This is a genomic window from Bacillus sp. BB51/4, assembly GCF_008368845.1.
In the GTDB taxonomy this organism is placed as follows: domain Bacteria; phylum Bacillota; class Bacilli; order Bacillales; family Bacillaceae_G; genus Bacillus_A; species Bacillus_A wiedmannii.
The window spans coordinates 175,703-196,804 of sequence record NZ_QOSC01000008.1; the positions used below are offsets into that span (position 1 = coordinate 175,703).

General features: G+C 36.9%; 19 protein-coding genes. 17 read left to right on the forward strand and 2 right to left on the reverse strand.

What is annotated here, in order from left to right; translation table 11 throughout:
• Nucleotides 1–25: 25 nt before the first annotated feature.
• Nucleotides 26–661, reverse strand: coding sequence for a YigZ family protein (locus tag DN392_RS09505; protein ID WP_000926678.1), 636 nt, complete (start codon nucleotides 659–661; stop codon nucleotides 26–28).
• A gap of 239 nt (nucleotides 662–900) precedes the next feature.
• Here DN392_RS09505 and DN392_RS09510 point away from each other — a divergent pair, with 239 nt between their 5' ends.
• From DN392_RS09510 to DN392_RS09575, 14 genes are all read left to right on the forward strand, one after another.
• On the forward strand, nucleotides 901–1,743 hold the full coding sequence (locus DN392_RS09510; protein WP_000844776.1) for a DegV family protein: 843 nt from the start codon (nucleotides 901–903) through the stop codon (nucleotides 1,741–1,743).
• 172 nt (nucleotides 1,744–1,915) lie between these two features.
• Nucleotides 1,916–2,230 (forward strand): winged helix-turn-helix transcriptional regulator, encoded by a 315-nt coding sequence (locus tag DN392_RS09515; protein ID WP_000400858.1) that lies wholly within the window; start codon nucleotides 1,916–1,918, stop codon nucleotides 2,228–2,230.
• A 251-nt stretch (nucleotides 2,231–2,481) separates the two neighbouring features.
• Nucleotides 2,482–3,804, forward strand: coding sequence for a C40 family peptidase (locus DN392_RS09520; protein WP_000734336.1), 1,323 nt, complete (start codon nucleotides 2,482–2,484; stop codon nucleotides 3,802–3,804).
• Between the two features lie 126 nt (nucleotides 3,805–3,930).
• Nucleotides 3,931–5,280: an ATP-dependent helicase ComFA gene (gene comFA / locus DN392_RS09525; protein ID WP_064449594.1), complete on the forward strand. Its 1,350-nt coding sequence runs from the start codon at nucleotides 3,931–3,933 to the stop codon at nucleotides 5,278–5,280.
• Nucleotides 5,280–5,984 (forward strand): ComF family protein, encoded by a 705-nt coding sequence (locus tag DN392_RS09530; RefSeq protein WP_088321296.1) that lies wholly within the window; start codon nucleotides 5,280–5,282, stop codon nucleotides 5,982–5,984. Before comFA ends, DN392_RS09530 begins: the two co-directional genes overlap by 1 nt.
• Nucleotides 5,985–6,110: 126 nt before the next feature.
• Nucleotides 6,111–6,308 carry a cold shock protein CspC gene (gene cspC, locus DN392_RS09535; protein WP_001990088.1) on the forward strand — a complete coding sequence of 66 codons (198 nt, stop codon included), beginning with the start codon at nucleotides 6,111–6,113 and terminating at the stop codon, nucleotides 6,306–6,308.
• Between the two features lie 320 nt (nucleotides 6,309–6,628).
• A complete protein-coding gene (gene hpf, locus DN392_RS09540) occupies nucleotides 6,629–7,171 on the forward strand; it encodes a ribosome hibernation-promoting factor, HPF/YfiA family (RefSeq protein WP_000671193.1) in 543 nt (180 codons plus the stop codon).
• Between the two features lie 274 nt (nucleotides 7,172–7,445).
• The gene (gene secA, locus DN392_RS09545) at nucleotides 7,446–9,953 is read left to right on the forward strand and encodes a preprotein translocase subunit SecA (RefSeq protein ID WP_000579394.1); all 2,508 of its coding nucleotides are present in this window, start codon (nucleotides 7,446–7,448) and stop codon (nucleotides 9,951–9,953) included.
• Nucleotides 9,954–10,097: 144 nt separating this feature from the next.
• A protein-coding gene (gene prfB, locus DN392_RS09550; protein WP_096001656.1) for a peptide chain release factor 2 occupies nucleotides 10,098–11,196 on the forward strand; the annotation gives its coding sequence in 2 pieces (ribosomal slippage) (nucleotides 10,098–10,169 and nucleotides 10,171–11,196; 1,098 coding nt in all).
• 438 nt (nucleotides 11,197–11,634) lie between these two features.
• A complete protein-coding gene (gene cccB, locus DN392_RS09555) occupies nucleotides 11,635–11,958 on the forward strand; it encodes a cytochrome c551 (protein WP_000727965.1) in 324 nt (107 codons plus the stop codon).
• A 317-nt stretch (nucleotides 11,959–12,275) separates the two neighbouring features.
• Nucleotides 12,276–12,962, forward strand: coding sequence for a cell division ATP-binding protein FtsE (gene ftsE, locus DN392_RS09560; protein ID WP_000594325.1), 687 nt, complete (start codon nucleotides 12,276–12,278; stop codon nucleotides 12,960–12,962).
• Entirely contained in the window at nucleotides 12,952–13,845 is an 894-nt protein-coding gene (gene ftsX, locus DN392_RS09565; protein ID WP_000645020.1) for a permease-like cell division protein FtsX, read from the forward strand. The genes ftsE and ftsX overlap by 11 nt, the downstream gene beginning before the upstream one ends.
• Before the next feature lie 118 nt (nucleotides 13,846–13,963).
• Entirely contained in the window at nucleotides 13,964–15,400 is a 1,437-nt protein-coding gene (locus DN392_RS09570) for a S41 family peptidase (RefSeq protein WP_000830301.1), read from the forward strand.
• Nucleotides 15,401–15,491: 91 nt separating this feature from the next.
• Nucleotides 15,492–16,694: a PDZ domain-containing protein gene (locus tag DN392_RS09575; RefSeq protein ID WP_048566663.1), complete on the forward strand. Its 1,203-nt coding sequence runs from the start codon at nucleotides 15,492–15,494 to the stop codon at nucleotides 16,692–16,694.
• Nucleotides 16,695–16,754: 60 nt separating this feature from the next.
• On the opposite strand, the gene DN392_RS09580 is transcribed toward DN392_RS09575, so the two are convergent.
• Complete coding sequence (locus tag DN392_RS09580) at nucleotides 16,755–17,636, reverse strand: LysR family transcriptional regulator (RefSeq protein WP_064470717.1); 882 nt, start codon at nucleotides 17,634–17,636, stop codon at nucleotides 16,755–16,757.
• A 150-nt stretch (nucleotides 17,637–17,786) separates the two neighbouring features.
• On the opposite strand from DN392_RS09580, the gene DN392_RS09585 reads away from it, so the two are divergent.
• The 3 genes from DN392_RS09585 (at nucleotide 17,787) to DN392_RS09595 (ending at nucleotide 21,007) form a co-directional block, all read left to right on the forward strand.
• On the forward strand, nucleotides 17,787–18,542 hold the full coding sequence (locus tag DN392_RS09585) for an arylamine N-acetyltransferase family protein (protein WP_000354455.1): 756 nt from the start codon (nucleotides 17,787–17,789) through the stop codon (nucleotides 18,540–18,542).
• Between the two features lie 370 nt (nucleotides 18,543–18,912).
• Complete coding sequence (locus DN392_RS09590; RefSeq protein WP_000944611.1) at nucleotides 18,913–20,628, forward strand: ABC transporter ATP-binding protein; 1,716 nt, start codon at nucleotides 18,913–18,915, stop codon at nucleotides 20,626–20,628.
• Nucleotides 20,629–20,695: 67 nt separating this feature from the next.
• Nucleotides 20,696–21,007, forward strand: a complete 312-nt coding sequence (locus tag DN392_RS09595; RefSeq protein WP_000637523.1) for a heavy metal-binding domain-containing protein — start codon at nucleotides 20,696–20,698, stop codon at nucleotides 21,005–21,007.
• Nucleotides 21,008–21,102: the final 95 nt, after the last annotated feature.

The following is a 21,102-nucleotide window of genomic DNA, read 5'->3' on the forward strand; positions in this document are numbered from 1 at the left end:
TTTAAAGGTGAGGATGTAGTTATTCTTAGATAACATCTTGTTCTAAGTACAACATATCTCCTTCTGTAATTGTACATTTCCCATTTGTTAACTCAATCATCCAATCTGTGAATGCTTGTTTTCCGTCTTCTTCTACATACGTATCAAATGTGACATTTTCGAGATAATGTATATCTTTAATGGCATATTTCGAATTACGTAATTCATTTTCAATTTTGCCAAGTAATGTGTAATCAATTTCGGTCTGCATAACACGCATTAGTTTTCGCTGAACAACACCGACATGATTAATGCCTTCGCTTGTACATTTTCCATATGCGCGAATTAATCCACCTGCGCCAAGTTTGATGCCACCAAAATAACGTGTAACGACAACGACGGTATCTTTTAAACCGCGTTTTTTTAGTACCTCTAACATAGGTACGCCAGCTGTGCCGCTAGGTTCTCCATCATCATTTGCTTTTTGGATTTGATCTTGTTCGCCAATCAAATACGCAGAACAATTATGTGTGGCATTCCAATTTTGTTTTTTTATTTTTTGTATAAATTCTTGAGCTTCTGCTTCGGTTGTAGCTCTGCTAACGTAACAAATAAATCTTGATTTTTGAATGACAATTTCGTGCTCACCGTAGTCTTTGATTGTTAAATATTGTAATAACACTCGTATACGCCCCTATCTACCAAAATGACTAGTACTTTACATTTTAAAAGCGAGCGTTTTTATATTCAAACATTTTTTATAAATAAGTTGAAATTTTTGGTGAGTATTTCACCTTTTTGTTGTAATTTGTCGAGATGGTAAGTGTTATTTTAAATTGGCATTTTCATGTATGGATGCACCATTTTTAGTTTTCGTGTAAAATTAGGGAATAAAAACTTTTTTATAAGGCAGGTACGCAAATGAAAACAGCTATTGTTACTGATAGTACAGCATATATACCGAAGCATATTCGTGATGAACTCAATATATATATGATTCCATTAAACGTTGTGTTTGGAACGGAATCTTATCAAGAAGAAGCTGAAATTTCAGTAGATGATTTCTATGTAAAAGTACGTGAGCAAGAAGAACTTCCGAAAACTTCTCAGCCAGCAATCGGAAAGTTTGTTGAGTTATTTGAAGAACTATCTAAGGATTATGATGCGGTTATTAGCATTCATCTTTCAAGTGGGATTAGTGGTACATATCAAACGGCAACGACAGCCGGGCAAATGGTAGAGGGTATTGATGTATATACGTACGACTCTGAAATTAGTTGTGAAGTACAAGGATTCTATGTACGTGAAGGGGCAAAATTAGCAAGCGAAGGAAAAGATCCGAAAGAGATCGTTGCCCGTTTTGATGAAATGAAGCAAACGATGGACGCTTATTTTGTAGTGGATGATTTACATCATTTACAACGTGGAGGACGATTAAATAGTGCACAAGCTTTCATTGGTAGTTTGTTACAAGTGAAGCCCGTTTTATATTTTAGAGATAAAATCATTATTCCATTTGAAAAGATTCGTACACGTAAAAAAGCGTTAAAACGAATTGTTGAAATTTTTGATGAGCAAGCAAGTCAAGGTGTACCTATGGAAGCAGTTATCATTCATGCACAACGTGAAGAGGAAGCGAATGAATGGAAGGCAGAATTAGAAGCAAAATATCCTCATGTTACAATCCGCACAGGTTATTTCGGTGCTGTAATTGGTACGCATTTAGGTGAAGGTGCACTAGGTCTTGGATGGTATACGAAGTAATAAGATATAAAAAGCTCTCTTTTTGAAGAGGGTTTTTTTACGGATATTTTACGTGTAGTTGACAAGTTAATATTTGGAAATGGTAAAATGTACGTAAAATAAAATAATGAGGAAAGTTTTATAACTTACTTTTTACAAGAAACTATATTATAATAGAAGAGAGGTGAAACATATGGAGCATAATTCTTGTTTATGTCCAAAGTTTGAGTCAGCTTTTACTTTGCTTAGTAAAAAATGGACTGGCTTAATTATTAAATCTTTGCTTGAAGAGTCAAAACGTTTTAGAGAAATCGCAGATATTATACCGAATATGAGCGATCGTATGTTATCAGAGCGTTTAAAGGAATTGGAAAGTGAAGGTATTGTAGTTCGTAATGTTTATCCGGAAGTACCAGTGCGAATCGAGTACGGCTTAACTGAAAAAGGGAAAGCATTAGAAAGTGTTATGGATGAAGTCCAAAATTGGGCTGAGAAATGGATGAAATAACATTTTGATTTCATTTGTATTAGTGTATGTAACAAAACGTAAGGGAAACCTTGCGTTTTTTTTTGCTTATAAAAAGCTTTTAAAATTCTACACATATATACAAAAATATGCATATTTTGCGATAGAGTTACATATAATATTACATTTGTTTTACAATAGCGTAACATTAGCAAAAAAAATCCCGAATTATGGTATAAATTTTATAGGTTATATACGGAAAAAAGACAAAAGAAAGCGGTGTAAAAAATAAAATGAAAAAGCTAAAAATGGCATCTTGCGCATTAGTTGCAGGGTTAATGTTTTCAGGACTAACACCAAATGTATTTGCAGAAGATAAAATTTCTGACGTGAAATCACAAATTAATACACAAAATGACACTTTACATAAACAACAACAAGAACGTGATGTATTACAAAAGCAAATGAATGACTTAAACAAAACAATTCAAGGTTTGGATAAATCTGTTCAAGAGAATGCTTCAAAACTTGATGAAACAACGAAAAAAGTTGCGGATACTGAGCAATTAATCGAAAATAAAAATAAAGATATTGCAGAACTACAAACGAAAATTGCAAAACGTGAAGAGTTATTAAGAAAACGTTTAGTTGCACTTCAAGAGCAACCAAACACGAACGTTGTAACAGAAGTTCTTGTAAACTCTAAAAACGTTGCAGATTTAGTTGATCGTTTAACTTCTGTTTCTAAAATTCTTGAGTCTGACGAAGATATCATGAAAACACAACAAGAAGATCAAGCGAACGTGAAAAAAGATGTTGAAACGGTAAAAACAAAGCAAAAAGAATTAAAAGAAGCACAAGCTCAAATTGAAACTGCTAAGAAAGAACTTGACGCTGAAAAAGCGAAAAAAGCAACAGCAGTAAACGATTTAAGTGGTAAAATGGATACAGTTGTAACTTCAATGACAAGTACGGAAAGTCAATTGAAAGATCTTGAAAAACAAGCATTACAATTACAACGTATTGCTGAACAAGAAGCACAAGAGAAAGCGGCACAAGAAGCTGCTGCTCAAAAACAAGCAGAACAAGCTGCTAAAGATGCGCAAGCTCAGCCAGCACAAGCACCAGCAGAGCAAGTTGCACCTGCAGCACCAGCAAACAATGGTGGACAAGCTCAAAAAGAAGAGCCTAAAAAGGAAGAACCTAAAAAAGAAGCACCTAAGCAAGAAACGAAAAAACCAGAGCAAAACCCGGCACCAGCTCCAACTCCGGATACTGGCGTAATTGCTAAAGCACGAAACTACTTAGGCTTACCATATGTTTGGGGAAGTGCATCTCCATCAAACGGTGGTTTTGACTGTAGTGGATTCATTTCTTACATCTATGGTGTAGGACGTCAAGACGTTGCAGGTTACTGGAATTCAGTTTCTAGAGTAAGTAGCCCACAACCTGGAGATTTAGTATTCTTCCAAGGTACTTATAAACCAGGTCCATCTCACATCGGTATTTACGTTGGGAATGGCCAAATGATTCATGCTGGTGATAAAGGGATTGCTTACGCTAGCTTAAGCAGTAGTTACAACCAAAAACATTTCTTAGGTTACGGAAGATTATAGGATTATAATTTAATAAAAAACGTGTATAAAGTCGATAGCTTACTATTTTATAAGTAGGTTATCGGCTTTTTTGAGTTTTTACGAGATTATGAGAAAGGTTTATAGTAGTGCTGGAGGTGGTTGCTGATGTTAGCAGGGAAACAGTTACTATTAGAGGAACTCTCTTCAGATTTACGGGATACATTACAAGATTTGAAAAAGAAGAGGGAGGTCGTATGTGTACAAGGTGTAAAAAAGAAAGCTTCTAAATATATGTGTCAGCGCTGCGGAAATATAGAGCAGCGACTATTTGCGTCATTTTTATGTAAAAGGTGCAGTAAAGTATGTACGTATTGCCGGAAGTGTATAACGATGGGGAGGGTAAGTGAATGTGCTGTACTCGTTCGTGGGATCGCTGAAAGAAAAGGAGAAAAAGGTTTAAATCCGTTACAGTGGAACGGGGCCTTGTCTACTGGTCAGGAGTTGGCGGCGCAAGGTGTTATAGAAGCTATTAAGAAGAAAGACTCTTTTTTTATTTGGGCTGTCTGCGGGGCTGGAAAGACAGAAATGTTATTTTACGGTATGGAAGAGGCATTGCGAAAAGGAGAAAGGGTTTGTATCGCAACACCAAGAACAGATGTTGTACTAGAATTAGCACCGAGATTACAAGAAGTGTTTCCACATATAAATGTAGCTGCTTTATACGGAGGGAGTGTAGACCGGGAAAAAGATGCAGCGTTAGTCGTTGCAACTACGCATCAATTGTTACGTTACTATCGAGCGTTTCATGTCATGGTTGTAGATGAGATAGATGCCTTCCCGTATTATGCGGATAAAATGTTACAGTATGCAGTGCAACAAGCGATGAAAGAGAAAGCGGCGCGTATTTATTTAACGGCAACTCCCGATGAAAAGTGGAAACATAATTTCAGAAGTGGTAAACAAAAAGGTATCATTGTCTCTGGACGATACCATCGTCATCCGTTACCAGTTCCTTTATTTTGCTGGTGCGGAAATTGGAAGAAAAGTCTCCACCATAAAAGAATTCCTCGAGTGTTACTACAATGGTTAAAAATGTACGTAAGCAAAAAATATCCCATTTTTTTATTTGTTCCTCATGTGCGATATATAAAAGAATTGAGCCTGATATTGAAAACGTTGGATCCTAGAATCGATGGTGTACATGCAGAAGATCCGATGAGAAAAGAAAAAGTAGCAGCTTTCAGAAAGGGAGAAATTCCGTTATTAGTTACAACGACAATTTTAGAGAGAGGAGTAACTGTGAAGAATTTACAAGTTGCGGTGTTAGGGGCGGAAGAAGAAATCTTTTTAGAAAGTGCGCTCGTACAAATTGCCGGCCGAGCAGGTCGTAGTTTTGAAGAACCTTATGGCGAGGTCGTTTATTTTCATTGTGGTAAGACAGAGGCGATGGTACGCGCGAAAAGGCATATTCAAAGTATGAACAAAAAGGCGAAAGAACAAGGATTAATCGATTAATGCATTGTCTACTTTGCGATGAATATATGTTGGAAACAGTTAGTTGGTACACCTTCTTTGTAAAGTCTCACAAAAAATATATATGTGATAGGTGTGAGCGGAAACTTTCCTATATTATAGGAGAGATTTGCATGGAGTGTGGGCGACCTTTAGAGGACTTGACTTCCGAATATAAAGAAAATGATATTTGTGTGGATTGCATAAGGTGGATAAAAGAGGAGAAGTATCGTCCTTTTAAAAATCGTTCTTTGCACGTGTACGATGATGAGATGAAAGAAATATTAGCACAGTTTAAGTTTCGGGGAGATGCGGAGTTAGTTCATATTTTTTATCGATCCTTTCGAGAGCTATTTCAAAAGCATTTTACGAGCATTTCAAGTGTTATTGCTGTTCCGCTTAGTAGGGAACGGGAATATGAACGTGGTTTTAATCAGGCAGAGTTATTAGCAGCATGTTTACCTGTCAAAATTTCTTATCCCTCATTAAGAAGAAGGGAAACAGAAAAGCAAAGTAAGAAGACACGTAAAGAAAGGCTTTCGGGAAGTAATCCTTTTTATTTTCAGGGAGAAGATATGTTTCATGATCAACATATTTTACTCGTTGATGATGTATATACGACAGGAATTACAGTTAGACAAATTGGAAGTCTTTTATACGGTAGAGGAGCAAGGGAAGTTTCTAGTTTGACGCTTTGTAGAAGTTGATCTGTAACTGTCGAAAGGGATAATAAAAAGACGATAAGTCTTCTTTGACTTCGTAAGTTGTCATTCGTTATAGTCAAAGTATGGGGCGAATGCCCTGATTTTTAGAGTGAAGGGAATGGAATGAACATGCAAGGAAGAGTGAAATGGTTCAATGCAGAAAAGGGATTTGGGTTTATTGAGCGTGAAGATGGTGATGATGTGTTTGTTCATTTTTCTGCTATTCAACAAGATGGATATAAGTCATTAGAAGAAGGGCAACAAGTTGAGTTTGACATTGTAGATGGAGCACGTGGGCCACAAGCAGCTAATGTTGTAAAACTGTAGGAATATTGTTTTTGGGTAGAGAAAGCTGCGTTTGTGGCAACGTTATATATATAGTAGAACCTCTTGTTTTTTGCAAGAGGTTTTTGTTATGAATCAAGTTGTCAAAAAGTTGTTTCTTTTCTGTAACGAATTGTCCACAGTTATATTCGTTATTCACGATGTTAATAGGATAAAATAAAGATAGAAACGATGCATCTTTTCATTTCAACAAAAAACGATAAAAAAATCGCAATTCCACTAATTTTTTTAAAAAAGTTAGAAGGAATTTTTAAGCCAATGTCGAAATTATAGTACATAGGCTTGAAAGGAGGAATTCATCTATGAAATTCAACATTCGTGGTGAAAATATTGAAGTAACTCCAGCATTAAAGGAATATGTAGAGAAAAAACTAAGTAAGTTAGAGCGTTATTTTGATACATTCCCAGAGATTAAAGTTAATTTAAAAGTATACTCTGACAAGCAACGTGTCGAGGTAACAATTCCATTTACTGATTTATTACTTCGTGCAGAAGAAACTAATAGCGATATGTACGCTGCTATCGATTTAGTAGTTGATAAACTTGAGCGACAAATTCGTAAACATAAAACAAAGGTAAATCGTAAGTTACGTGAGAAAGGTTCTGTGAAAACGAACTTTATCCTTCCAGAAGCAGTAGCTGTTCTGGATGCGGTAGAAGAGGATGAATTAGAACTTGTACGTACAAAACGATTTGATTTAAAACCGATGGACGTTGAAGAAGCGATCCTACAAATGGATATGCTAGGGCATAATTTCTTCGTCTTCACAAATGCTGATACAAATGAAACTAATGTTGTATATGGCCGTAAAGATGGGAAATATGGTTTAATCGAAACTAAATAATAATTCAAAAGCGCAGCCGAAATGGCTGCGCTTTTTTTGCTGAAAATAGATTTTTTTAAAAAGTTTTCTTAATTTAGAACGAGACATTCGGCCGATTGTTGTCATAGTTATAAGACAAGTGTTACAATTATCATTAGGTATATACATTTTAGTTTTTTTAATTAGGAGAAAAATTGGCATAACATACATTTGATTTTTATAACGACTGATTGTAATAGAAAAAGAAAAAACAATCGGAAGTTTTATTTTAATAAAAAAGAGGAGCGTATTTCCTATGATCGGTATTTTAAAAAAGGTATTTGATGTAAATCAACGCCAAATTAAACGTATGCAGAAGACAGTTGAGCAAATTGATGCATTAGAATCATCTATTAAGCCACTAACAGATGAGCAATTAAAAGGAAAGACGCTTGAATTTAAAGAACGTCTAACAAAAGGTGAGACAGTAGATGATCTACTTCCAGAAGCTTTTGCAGTTGTTCGCGAAGCTGCCACTCGTGTTCTTGGAATGCGTCCGTACGGCGTGCAGTTAATGGGTGGTATTGCCTTACATGAAGGAAATATCTCTGAGATGAAAACGGGTGAAGGTAAAACGTTAACATCTACATTACCTGTATATTTAAATGCTTTAACAGGAAAAGGTGTTCACGTTGTTACGGTCAATGAATACTTAGCACAACGTGATGCGAGCGAAATGGGACAACTTCATGAGTTCCTTGGCTTAACAGTAGGAATTAACTTAAACAGTATGTCACGCGAAGAGAAACAAGAGGCTTATGCTGCTGATATTACGTATAGCACAAATAATGAGCTTGGATTCGATTACTTACGTGACAACATGGTTTTATATAGGGAACAGTGCGTTCAGCGTCCACTTCATTTTGCTATTATCGATGAAGTCGATTCTATTTTAGTCGATGAAGCACGTACGCCGCTTATTATTTCGGGACAAGCTCAAAAATCAACAGAGCTATACATGTTTGCAAATGCATTCGTTCGTACATTAGAAAATGAAAAAGAGTATTCATTTGATGTGAAAACGAAAAATGTAATGTTAACTGAAGATGGTATTACGAAAGCAGAGAAAGCTTTCCATATTGAAAACTTATTCGATTTAAAACATGTCGCACTTCTTCACCATATTAATCAGGCGCTCCGTGCACACGTTGTCATGCACCTTGATACAGATTATGTTGTACAAGAAGGCGAAATCGTAATTGTAGACCAATTCACTGGTCGTCTTATGAAAGGTCGTCGTTATAGCGAAGGTTTGCACCAAGCTATTGAAGCAAAAGAAGGCGTAGAAATTCAAAATGAAAGTATGACACTCGCAACAATTACGTTCCAGAACTATTTCCGTATGTATGAAAAGTTATCTGGTATGACTGGTACAGCGAAAACGGAAGAAGAAGAATTCCGTAGTATTTACAATATGAATGTTATCGTAATTCCAACGAACAAAGATATTATTCGTGATGACCGTGCTGATTTAATCTTCAAATCAATGGAAGGCAAATTCAATGCAGTTGTTGAGGATATTGTAAATCGTCATAAACAAGGGCAACCTATTCTTGTCGGAACAGTTGCAATTGAAACGTCAGAGCTTATTTCAAAAATGTTAACACGTAAAGGTGTACGCCATAACATTTTAAATGCGAAAAACCATGCGCGAGAAGCAGATATCATTGCAGAAGCTGGTATGAAAGGTGCTGTAACGATTGCGACGAATATGGCTGGTCGTGGTACGGATATTAAGCTTGGAGACGATATTAAAAACGTTGGTCTAGCAGTTATCGGTACAGAGCGTCACGAAAGCCGTCGTATTGATAATCAGTTACGTGGTCGTGCTGGTCGTCAAGGGGACCCTGGTGTAACGCAGTTCTACTTGTCTATGGAAGATGAACTAATGCGCCGCTTCGGTTCTGACAATATGAAAGCGATGATGGATCGTCTTGGTATGGATGATTCACAGCCGATTGAAAGTAAAATGGTTTCTCGTGCGGTAGAATCTGCACAAAAACGCGTAGAAGGAAATAACTATGATGCACGTAAGCAGTTACTGCAGTACGATGATGTACTTCGTCAGCAACGTGAAGTTATTTACAAACAGCGTCAAGAAGTAATGGATTCTGAGAACTTACGCAGTATTATTGAAGGTATGATGAAATCTACAGTAGAACGTGCTGTTGCGCTTCATACACAAGAGGAAATTGAAGAAGATTGGAACATTAAAGGTCTTGTTGACTACTTAAATACAAACCTTCTGCAAGAAGGTGATATAAAAGAAGAAGAGTTACGTCGTCTTGCTCCAGAGGAAATGAGCGAGCCAATTATCACGAAATTAATAGAGCGTTACAACGACAAAGAAAAGCTTCTGCCAGAAGAGCAAATGCGTGAGTTTGAAAAAGTTGTTGTATTCCGTGTAGTAGATACGAAATGGACAGAGCATATTGATGCGATGGATCACCTTCGTGAAGGTATTCATTTACGTGCTTACGGTCAAATTGATCCACTTCGTGAGTATCAAATGGAAGGATTCGCAATGTTCGAGTCAATGATTGCTTCTATTGAAGAGGAAATCTCTCGTTACATTATGAAAGCTGAAATTGAACAAAACTTAGAGCGTCAAGAAGTTGTTCAAGGTGAAGCTGTTCATCCATCTAGTGATGGCGAAGAGGCGAAGAAAAAACCAGTTGTAAAAGGTGACCAAGTAGGCCGCAACGATTTATGTAAATGTGGTAGCGGTAAAAAATATAAAAACTGCTGTGGTATCGGGAAGTAATACAGGGCGATAGCCCAGATTGCTTTGCAAAATTTTACATCAAAAATGTATAATTAAGAAAGTTTAAACTCTCTCCGTCATAAGTGGAGAGAGTTTCCCTTGTTCTCATAAGAAAGTAACAGCAATTACATAGAGGTGAAGGAAATGGAATTAGTAGAAATTAGACAAGAATTAGAGAAAATGGCTAAGAGATTAGCGGCTTTTAGGGGGTCTCTTTGACCTTCCTACTAAGGAGAAACAAATTGCAGAGTTAGAAGAGACAATGATGGGTGCAGGATTTTGGGATGACCAACAAGGTGCACAAGCTGTAATTAACGAAGCTAATGCACTGAAAGAGATGGTTGGAAAGTTCCGTCAGTTAGATGAGACCTTCGAAAATTTAGAAATCACGCATGAGCTTTTAAAAGAAGAGTATGATGAAGATTTACATGAGGAACTTGAATCTGAAGTGAAAGGCTTAATTCAAGAAATGAATGAGTATGAGCTTCAGTTATTACTAAGCGATCCTTATGATAAAAATAACGCTATTTTAGAATTACACCCAGGTGCTGGTGGAACAGAGTCACAAGACTGGGGTTCTATGTTATTACGTATGTACACACGTTGGGCTGAAAAACGTGGGTTTAAAGTAGAAACGGTTGACTACTTACCAGGTGATGAAGCTGGTATTAAGAGTGTTACTTTATTAATTAAAGGTCATAACGCTTACGGTTATTTAAAGGCAGAGAAAGGTGTACATCGTCTTGTACGTATTTCGCCATTCGATTCTTCAGGCCGTCGTCATACATCGTTCGTATCTTGTGAAGTTGTACCTGAGTTCAATGATGAAGTTGAAATCGAAATACGTTCAGAAGACTTAAAAGTTGATACGTACCGTGCAAGTGGTGCAGGTGGACAGCATATTAATACGACAGACTCAGCAGTTCGTATTACACATACACCAACAAACACAGTTGTAACATGTCAGTCAGAGCGTTCGCAAATTAAAAACCGTGAGCACGCGATGAAAATGTTAAAAGCGAAATTATATCAAAAGAAATTAGAAGAGCAACAAGCGGAGTTAGATGAAATTCGCGGTGAACAAAAAGAAATCGGATGGGGTAGCCAAATTCGTTCTTACGTATTCCACCCGTATTCTCTTGTGAAAGACCACCGTACAAATACAGAGGTTGGTAACGTACAAGCAGTTATGGATGGAGAAATTGATCCATTTATTGATGCTTACTTACGTTCTCGCATCTAATAAGCGAAAAAAAGCCAACAAAGTTGTCGGCGTATGCTGAGGATAATCGAGGATATAAAGAATTTGATTTTATTTCTATAGATGAAGTAAAGAGGAAGAGAAGTTGGAAACGACAACTTCTCTTTTTGATGAGATTATATGTAGCATACAATGTTGTATATTGTATTGTAAAAAGTAGAGAATAGTAAAACAGAGCGGTAATAGAGTAAGACTTGAACAGAACTTTTGTGATTTTCTGTTCAACAAGAATTCTTTATAGAAGTTTTTATGTTGTTCACAGAATTGAAACAACTTATGAAAGCTTTATATTATCAGGGTTTTTACTGTATTTTTGAAAAATATGAAATATACCTTAGTTTTTCTATATAAAGATAGTGCTTATAATGAAAATGAGTGTGTTAGGAATGAAAAGAATATCAACAATGGGGAGCGATAGAAGTGAAAAAGAAATTGTTGGCTATTGCGTTAGGAACATCAGTCGTTTTTGCTTTAGGAGCATGTGGAAATAAAGAAGAGAGTAAGCCTTCGAAACAATCTGCAAGCACAGATAGCGCAGAGCAAATTTACCAAAAAAGTTGTATAGGCTGTCACGCGAAAGATTTATCGGGAGCAACTGGACCGGATTTACGAAAAGTGGGACAGAAATATGATGCAGCAGAGATTGAAAAGATTATTGAAAAAGGTCGCGGTTCCATGTCACCAGGAATCATTCAAGGTGAGGATGCGAAAAAAGTAGCTGAGTGGTTAGCTGAACATAAATAAAAAAGGTAAACTGGACGGGTTGGTTATATAATCTTATCCCAAAATGATTTTGGGTAAGAACTATGACGACTCGTTTCCTTTTTTCGGGGTGTAACATAACTGTAACAAAAATGTATCCGAACTGGAAACCGTTTGATGTTACAATGAGGTTTGTAGAATTTTGCTGAAATATATTACATAGTAGTATTGCTTATAAAAAGATTGTAAGTAGACTACCTTCAACAAGAGTGGTTAAGCGAGAATAAAAGGTTATCTTTTATTTTCAGATGTACAGAAAAGTATTTCGAAAAAAATCATTAAGTATTGGGTGATAAATAATGATAAAAATGACGAATGTTTATAAGGAGTACCCGAATGGTATGAAAGCCATTGCTGGTCTTACAGTTAACATTAAACAAGGTGAGTTTGTATACGTAGTTGGACCGAGTGGAGCCGGGAAATCTACATTTATTAAAATGATGTATCGTGAAGAGAAGCCATCTACAGGATCAATTAATGTAAATGGACTTGTTATTGAAACATTAGCAGAAAGAGATGTTCCATATTTCCGTCGTCAATTAGGCGTAATTTTCCAAGATTTTAAATTACTACCTAAGTTAACGGTATATGAGAATGTTGCGTTTGCCTTAGAAGTAATTGAAGAAGAAAAAGAAGCCATTCGTGAGCGTGTAACAGAAGTTTTAGGTCTTGTAGGTCTTGAGGATCGTGCAGACGCACTACCAAGTGAACTTTCGGGCGGAGAGCAGCAACGTGTTGCGATTGCGAGAGCAATTGTTAATAGACCAAAGGTTGTAATTGCCGATGAGCCAACAGGTAACTTAGATATTGAAACAGCTCTTGATATTATGAAGATTTTTACGCGTATTAACGAGCGTGGTACAACGATTGTTATGGCGACACATAACTCAGATATCGTAAATACAATTCGTCATCGTGTAATCGCGATTGAAGGCGGAAAAATTGTTCGAGATGAGATTGAGGGAGGATACGGATATGAAGGCTAAGACCCTTAGTCGACATTTGCGAGAAGGTGTAAAGAATCTATCACGTAATGGATGGATGACGTTTGCTTCTGTTAGTGCAGTAACAGTTACATTATTACTTGTAGGTGTCTTTTTAACAGCGATTATGAATATGAACCATTTTGCGACGAAAGTAGAGCAAGATGTAGAAATTCGTGTACACATTGATCCAGCAGCAAAAGAAGCTGATCAAAAGAAATTAGAAGATGATATGAGTAAGATTGCGAAAGTAGAATCTATTAAATATTCTTCTAAAGAAGAAGAGCTAAAACGCTTAATTAAAAGCTTAGGTGATAGCGGAAAAACGTTTGAGTTATTTGAACAAGATAACCCACTTAAAAACGTATTTATTGTAAAAGCAAAAGAACCAACAGATACAGCGACAATCGCGAAAAAGATTGAGAAAATGCAGTTTGTAAGTAATGTTCAATACGGTAAAGGCCAAGTTGAAAAATTATTTGATACTGTAAAAACAGGACGTAATATCGGGATTGCGTTAATTGCAGGTCTTTTATTCACAGCGATGTTCTTAATCTCTAATACAATTAAAATTACAATTTATGCTCGTAGTACAGAAATCGAAATTATGAAACTGGTAGGTGCAACAAACTGGTTTATTCGTTGGCCGTTCTTATTAGAGGGATTATTCCTAGGAGTATTAGGATCAATTATTCCAATTGGCTTAATTCTAGTTACGTATAATTCACTACAAAGTGTGTTTAACGAAAAACTTGGCGGAACAATTTTCGAACTTCTACCATACAGTCCTTTCGTATTCCAATTAGCTGGTTTACTAGTGTTAATCGGGGCTTTAATCGGTATGTGGGGAAGTGTAATGTCAATTCGTCGCTTCTTAAAAGTATAAAAAGTTGCAAACATAATTCGTACAAGCTTATCATATAGTAGAAATAGGTAAAGGCATCACACACTGTGTGATGCCTTTTGCTACACCACCTGTGTGTTTTGGAAAGGGGAATTCCGCATTGAAACGTAGAGTTGCAATTATTGGAATGGTTGTTGCATTTTTAATTGGTGCTGGCGGAATGTTTGCAGGTATGTCTTTATTTGGGGTTAACCCAGCAGAAGTAACGCAAACAATTTCGAGTGGAAACGCTAGCACCTCACAAGGGAATTTGGCAAAAATTAATGAGGCGTATGCACTAATTGATTCACGTTATGTGGAAGACGTGAAGGATGACAAGTTAGTCGAAGGTGCAATACAAGGCATGTTGTCTACGCTGAAGGACCCTTATTCCACGTATATGGATAAAGAAACGGCTAAACAGTTTAGTGAATCGCTTGATCCTGAGCTAGAGGGGATCGGGGCTGAGGTGAACAAAACGGACGGTAAGCTTATTATCGTATCTCCAATTAAAGGCTCACCGGCAGAAAAGATTGGAATTAAACCGAATGACCAAATTTTATCTGTAGATGGAAATAGTGTGAAAGATTTATCACGTGAAGAAGCAGTATTAAAGATTCGTGGTAAAAAAGGAACGACTGTCGCGATTGAAATTAAGCGTGCAGGAGTAGCTGATCCGATTGTATTTAAAATTAAGCGTGAAAAAATTCCAATCTTCACAGTGTTTAGTTCTGTGAAACAAGAGAGTGGAAAAGATATCGGTTATATGCAAATCACTTCTTTTGCTGAAAATACGGCGAAAGAATTTAAGGATCAGTTAAAAGAGTTAGAGAAGAAAAATATAAAAGGCTTAGTTATTGATGTGCGTGGTAATCCTGGTGGCTACTTAAATAGTGTAGAAGAGATACTAGGGGAAATTATGACGGATAAAAAGCCGATGCTACAAGTAGAGCAACGAAATGGTGAGAAAAAGAAATTCTCTACGGAACTGAAAGAGAAAAAGCCATATCCAATTTCAGTATTAATTGATAACGGAAGTGCTTCTGCTTCAGAGATTTTAGCGGGTGCGCTAAAAGAGGGAGAAGGATACGATTTAATTGGTGAAAAAACGTTTGGTAAAGGTACTGTTCAGCAAGCCGTTCCATTTAAAGATGGCAGCAACATTAAATTAACGATGTTTAAATGGTTAACACCGGATGGAAACTGGATTCATAAAAAAGGAATCGCGCCAACAGTAGAAGTGAAGCAACCAGATTATTATCATGCGACACCAATTCAAATTGAAAAGACACTTTCATACAATTCAAATGATGTGCAAGTAAAACACGCGCAAGAAATGCTTAAGAGTTTAGGATATGTACCAGGACGTGAAGATGGATACTTTAGTAAAGAGACAGAATCAGCGCTGAAAGCATTCCAAAATGCGAATGAGATGGAAGCGACAGGACAGCTGGATAAAAAGACAGCTGAGGCGATTCAAACTAAAATTATTGAAAAAATCCGTTCTGGAGAAAACGATCTACAATTACAGTCAGCATTAAAGTTAATAGTGAAATAAAAAGAAATACAGGCAGTTTGCTGCCTGTATTTTTTTGTGTTAAACAAACGTTTGTCCAGTTATGATAATATAAAAAGAAAGAATGATATAAATGGTGGTGATTGGGTTCGTGGAGGCATGGATTTTTGAAATAATGCGGGCAGTTGGACGTTTTTTCTTACACCCTGCTGTCTATGTATTTTTAATAAGTAGTATCTTCGTTGGATACTTACGTATGTTACGAGAACGAAAGGATTTTTCCTTTAAAGTTTATGATATTTGGTTTGAACTGCGAACATCTCTATTTGCGGGAGTTGGATACGGATTAATCGTATCTATTATTACAATTGGACTTGGCCTTGTTGTTTCCAAAACGAGCTTATGGGTCATCTTACTTTGGACGTTATTATTTGGATTAACTGCTATGTATCGATATTTATCAGCAGCTTATACATTTAGTATCGCAATTGTATGCGTTCTATTATCTTCTAAGCTACCAGTTTCCTTCTTACAGCTTGGAGAAGGGGAAGAGAGTACGATTGTATCTCTTGCTATTTTACTAGGTGTCATGCTCGTTGTAGAGGGCTTGTTGATTTCTAAAAATGCAGTAGGATATTCTACGCCGAAGATTCGTAAGGGTAAGCGTGGGCTAAAGATTGGTTTACACGAATCAAAGCGTTTATGGATCGTTCCTATTTTTATTCTTGTACCAGGTGATGCAGTAACACAGTTTATTTCATGGTGGCCTGTCGTTTCAATCGGTTCACATACCTATTCTCTATTCCTCGTTCCATTTTTAATTGGATTTATGAGAAAGATTAGAAGTTATGAGCCAACAGAAGCTTTATTATTCACAGGAAGACGTGTCTACGGATTAGCAGGAATTGTACTTGTTTTAGGAATCGCAAGTTATTGGTGGCACGTACTTGCCATTATCGCAATGGGAGTCGCAATGCTTGGGCGTTTCACAATTTCCATGCAAGAAAAAATTGCGGATGAGACAAGACCGGCGTACTTCGCTGCACGTAATGATGGGCTTGTTGTATTAGATACAATCCCGAATACAATTGGGGCAGAGCTGAATTTACTGCCTGGAGAAGTAATTACGAAAGTAAATGGAGTCATTCCAGGAAGCGCTGAGGAATTTTATGATGCACTTCAAACGAAGACGACGGGAGCATTTTGTAAGTTAGAAGTATTAGATACAAATGGAGAGCTTCGCCTTGCTCAAACGGCATTATACGCTGGGGGACATCATGAATTAGGTATTGTATTTGTTCAGCAGGAGCATGAGTGGGATTCGGAAGCGATGTAATAATAAAATGAAAGAAGAGGTTATATAACATTGTAGTTATATAGCCTCTTCTTTTTTGATTTACGGTTTTACTTGAGTGTAATGTTGCACAACAAACTCACGAAACGTTTGTGCAGCAAGTGATAAGTAGTGTTTTTCATTCCATACTAAATGAGGCGTCCATTGGCAAACGGGCTCTTCAATATGGAGAAGCGTTAGCGGGGGTAATTCCTTTTTTGCTGCGATTGGTAAAAAAGCAACGCCAAGTCCAGTGCGTACTAAGCCGCTTATTGCTGCAGGTTCATCTCCTTCACATACAATGTTAGGCGTAAACCCAGCTTGTCTGCAGAAATTGTCTGTAATCTCACGGAAGCTATACCCTGGTTTTAGGGAGATAAAAGGATCATTTGCTACTTCACTTAGCTTGATACGATCGCGATCTTTGAGTCGATGTGTACTTGGTACAGCTAGTACGATCTCTTCGGTCATTAATGGAAGACTATAGACTCCTAGTCGATCAATAGGTGAAGGTGTGAGACAAAAGTCGATTTCGCCTTTTTCAAGAAGCTGAATTTTTAATTCTTCTGTAGATGCTTGTGTTATGCGGAAGTTAATGTGTGGATATAGGGCTAGGAAAGGTGCTAGCAATTCAGAGACCCGATTTAAAGTTGTAGTAGCTACTACAACACTTCCTTGTTCTAATCCAGCCATATCTGTAACTTGTCGTTTGCCTACTTCGAGTGCCTCAAGGGCTGTATCCACTTGCTTGAGAAAAGCCTTTCCGAAAGTGTTTAGACGGATTTTTCGTCCGATTCGATCAAATAAGGGAACCCCTAACTCTTCTTCTAATCGAGAGATAGTAACGCTTAAAGCTGGTTGGGAGATATGAAGTTCTTGTGCCGCTTTTGTTATATGTTCCGTCCGAGCGACTGTCTTAAAATACTTGAGCTGCAGCAATTCCATAAATTATGTTCACCTTCTCTTATATACTCGAAGTTATTAATATGATAGTTATTTTATATTTTTGTTTATCAATAATCAATTTTATAATAGGAGTGTGAAAAGAAATACTATAAGAATTTATATATAGATAAAAAATGAGGTGGATGATTTTTGGATATTCAAAAATATTTAGAGCATATTCAATCTGAAAAAAGAGAGGTAAGTTTCTCTTACTTATCTCATCTTCAAAAGCAACATGTACTCAACGTTCACTTTGAGAATCTTGATATTCTTGCAAGAAAACCTCTATCTTTGCGTGAAGAAGATTTATATCAAAAAATTGTTCATGCGAAGAAGGGTGGCGTGTGCTACGAGTTAAACGGAATATTTTATTTTCTGCTAAAAGAATTAGGATTTGATCCCTATCTTATGGCAGGAACTGTATATGTAAGAGAAGGAATTTGGGCTCTTGAAAATGCTCATTTATTCATAATCGCACCAATTGATCATAAAGAGTATTTGGTGGATGTAGGCATGGGCGGTAATTCACCGAGAATTCCTGTTCCGTTGAATGGAGAGGAAGTTGTGGATAGTGATGGTCTTTACCGAGTAAATAAAGACGAGACAACATCATTTTATTATTTGCAAAAAAAGACGGATGATGATTGGGAGATGCTATATCGATTTGAACAGCCGTCTCATAAATGGAACTTGGAAAACATTCATCCAATTTGTGTCTTAACTGAAACAGCTCCAGAATCAATGTTCAATAAGGTGTATTTCCTTTCACGAGTTACAGAAAATGGGCGCATCACCTTGTTAGGAGACACACTGATTATTGTTGATGGAAAAGAAAAAACAAAAGAAAAGCTAGAAAAACATGAGATTAAAGAAACTGTTCGTCGTTATTTTCAAATCCAAGTGTAGTGAGGGGATTTTAGGGTGGGTTAATATGTAACTTTAGATCTACAAGTTAAACCGTTTATTGCACAGTTGGAAGTTACCGGATAAGAACAGAGAAGCGAAAGATTTATCAGGAGTATGATAAGTTTTGAACTATTTAAAGGATGTATTTGTGAAAAAATAAAAGGAACGAAACTTATCAGTAGAGCACTTTGGGTTGAATGCGATCCGTAACATATAGAAATGAAGCCTAATTTCTCATGGATATAAATGAGGAGTTAGGCTTTTTAAATTTATCCACTTTTTTAGTTTCATAGACGGATAACTTGAATAATTATTTGATAATGGTTATCATTTAGGGAGTCTTTTTAATTTTGGAAAATGGAGGTAAGATATGCTACGTAAATTTTTTTCTTACTATAAACCGTATAAAGGTTTATTTATACTCGACTTTTCTTGCGCAGTTGTCGCAGGGTTACTAGAACTTGGCTTCCCGCTTATCGTAAATCAATTTATTGATAAGTTATTGCCCGGACAAAACTGGACGCTTATTTTATGGGCTTGTTTCGGTTTACTTGCAGTGTATATATTAAATGCAGGCTTACAATATGTCGTTACATATTGGGGACATATGCTTGGTGTTAACATTGAAACAGATATGAGGCAGAAATTATTTGATCACATTCAAAAGCTATCATTCAGATTTTTTGACAATAATAAAACAGGTCATTTAATTTCACGTCTTACAAACGACTTAATGGAAATTGGGGAAATTGCTCACCATGGGCCAGAAGATTTATTTATCGCTGTTATGACTTTAGTTGGGGCATTCTCATTTATGATGATGATCAACTGGAAGTTAGCGCTATTAACGTTCTTCGTCATTCCATTCCTATTATGGTTGGCACTTTACTTCAATAAAAAAATGACAGGTACGTTTAGACGTCTATTCTCAGACGTTGCTGATTTCAATGCATGTATTGAGAACAACGTTGGCGGTATCCGTGTTGTACAAGCATTCGGAAATGAAAAGTTTGAGAAAGAGCAATTTGCTGTTAACAACGCTCGTTTCCGTACAACGAAATTAATGGCGTATAAAATTATGGCATTAAATTCATCGATTAGTTATATGCTCATGCGTCTCGTAACACTCTTCGTCTTAATATGCGGTACATGGTTTGTTCTGCAAGGTGAATTAACGTACGGTGGATTTATCGGATTCGTTCTATTAACGAATATTTTCTTCCGCCCAATTGAAAAAATTAATGCGGTAATCGAAAGCTATCCGAAAGGAATCGCTGGTTTTAAGAGGTATGTAGAGCTTCTTGAAACAGAGCCAGATATTGTAGACTCTAAAGATGCGATGGAAGTTAAACATGTACATGGTGATATTCAATATAGCAACGTTACATTCGGATATGAAAACAAAGAACCGATTTTAAATGATATTAGTTTGAAAATACATGCAGGTGAAACAGTTGCGTTCGTAGGACCATCAGGAGCTGGAAAAACGACGTTATGTAGTCTATTACCACGTTTTTATGAACAATCGTCTGGATCGATTCAAATTGATGGTATTGATACGAAAGATATGACGTTATCTTCACTTCGTAAGCAAATTGGAATTGTGCAGCAAGATGTGTTCTTATTCTCAGGAACAATTCGTGAAAATATCGCTTACGGAAACTTAAAGGCGTCAGAAGCTGAAATTTGGCAGGCAGTAAAACGTGCGCAGTTAGAAGACTTAATTTACTCACAACCAGACGGTTTAGATACCGTTATCGGTGAGCGTGGTGTGAAACTTTCTGGTGGACAGAAGCAACGTCTAGCGATTGCTCGTATGTTCTTGAAAAACCCGCCAATTTTAATATTAGATGAAGCGACTTCCGCATTAGATACAGAGACGGAACTTGCGATTCAAAAATCACTTGCTGAACTATCTGTCGGCCGTACAACATTAGTTATCGCTCACAGACTTGCAACGATTAAAAATGCAGATCGTATCGTCGTTGTAAATAAAGATGGTATTGCAGAACAAGGTTCACATGATGAATTAATTGAGCAAGGCGGAGGATACAGCAGGTTATACGAAGCACAGTTCAGTTCATAAATATAATTTCTACTGAATTAGCACATCATATAAGTAGATGGAAATCTCATATGGGAGGCTATGAAGCATGATTGTAACAACAACGTCTACAATTCAAGGAAAAGAAATTATTGAGTATATCGATATCGTCAATGGAGAGGCGATTATGGGCGCGAATATCGTTCGTGACCTTTTCGCCTCTGTCCGTGACGTTGTCGGCGGTCGTGCGGGTGCTTATGAAAGTAAATTAAAAGAAGCACGCGACATCGCAATGGAAGAGATGAAAACTTTCGCAAGACAAAAAAATGCGAATGCAATTGTTGGTATCGACGTGGATTACGAAGTAGTTCGCGAAGGAATGCTAATGGTTGCAGTGAGCGGAACTGCTGTCCGTATTTAAAGTGAAAAGCCGTGCTGATGCACGGCTTTTCACTTTTATTAATGCTATTCTATGTCGAAGTTCCAATATTTCTTGGGAAATGCGGAAGGCCTTGT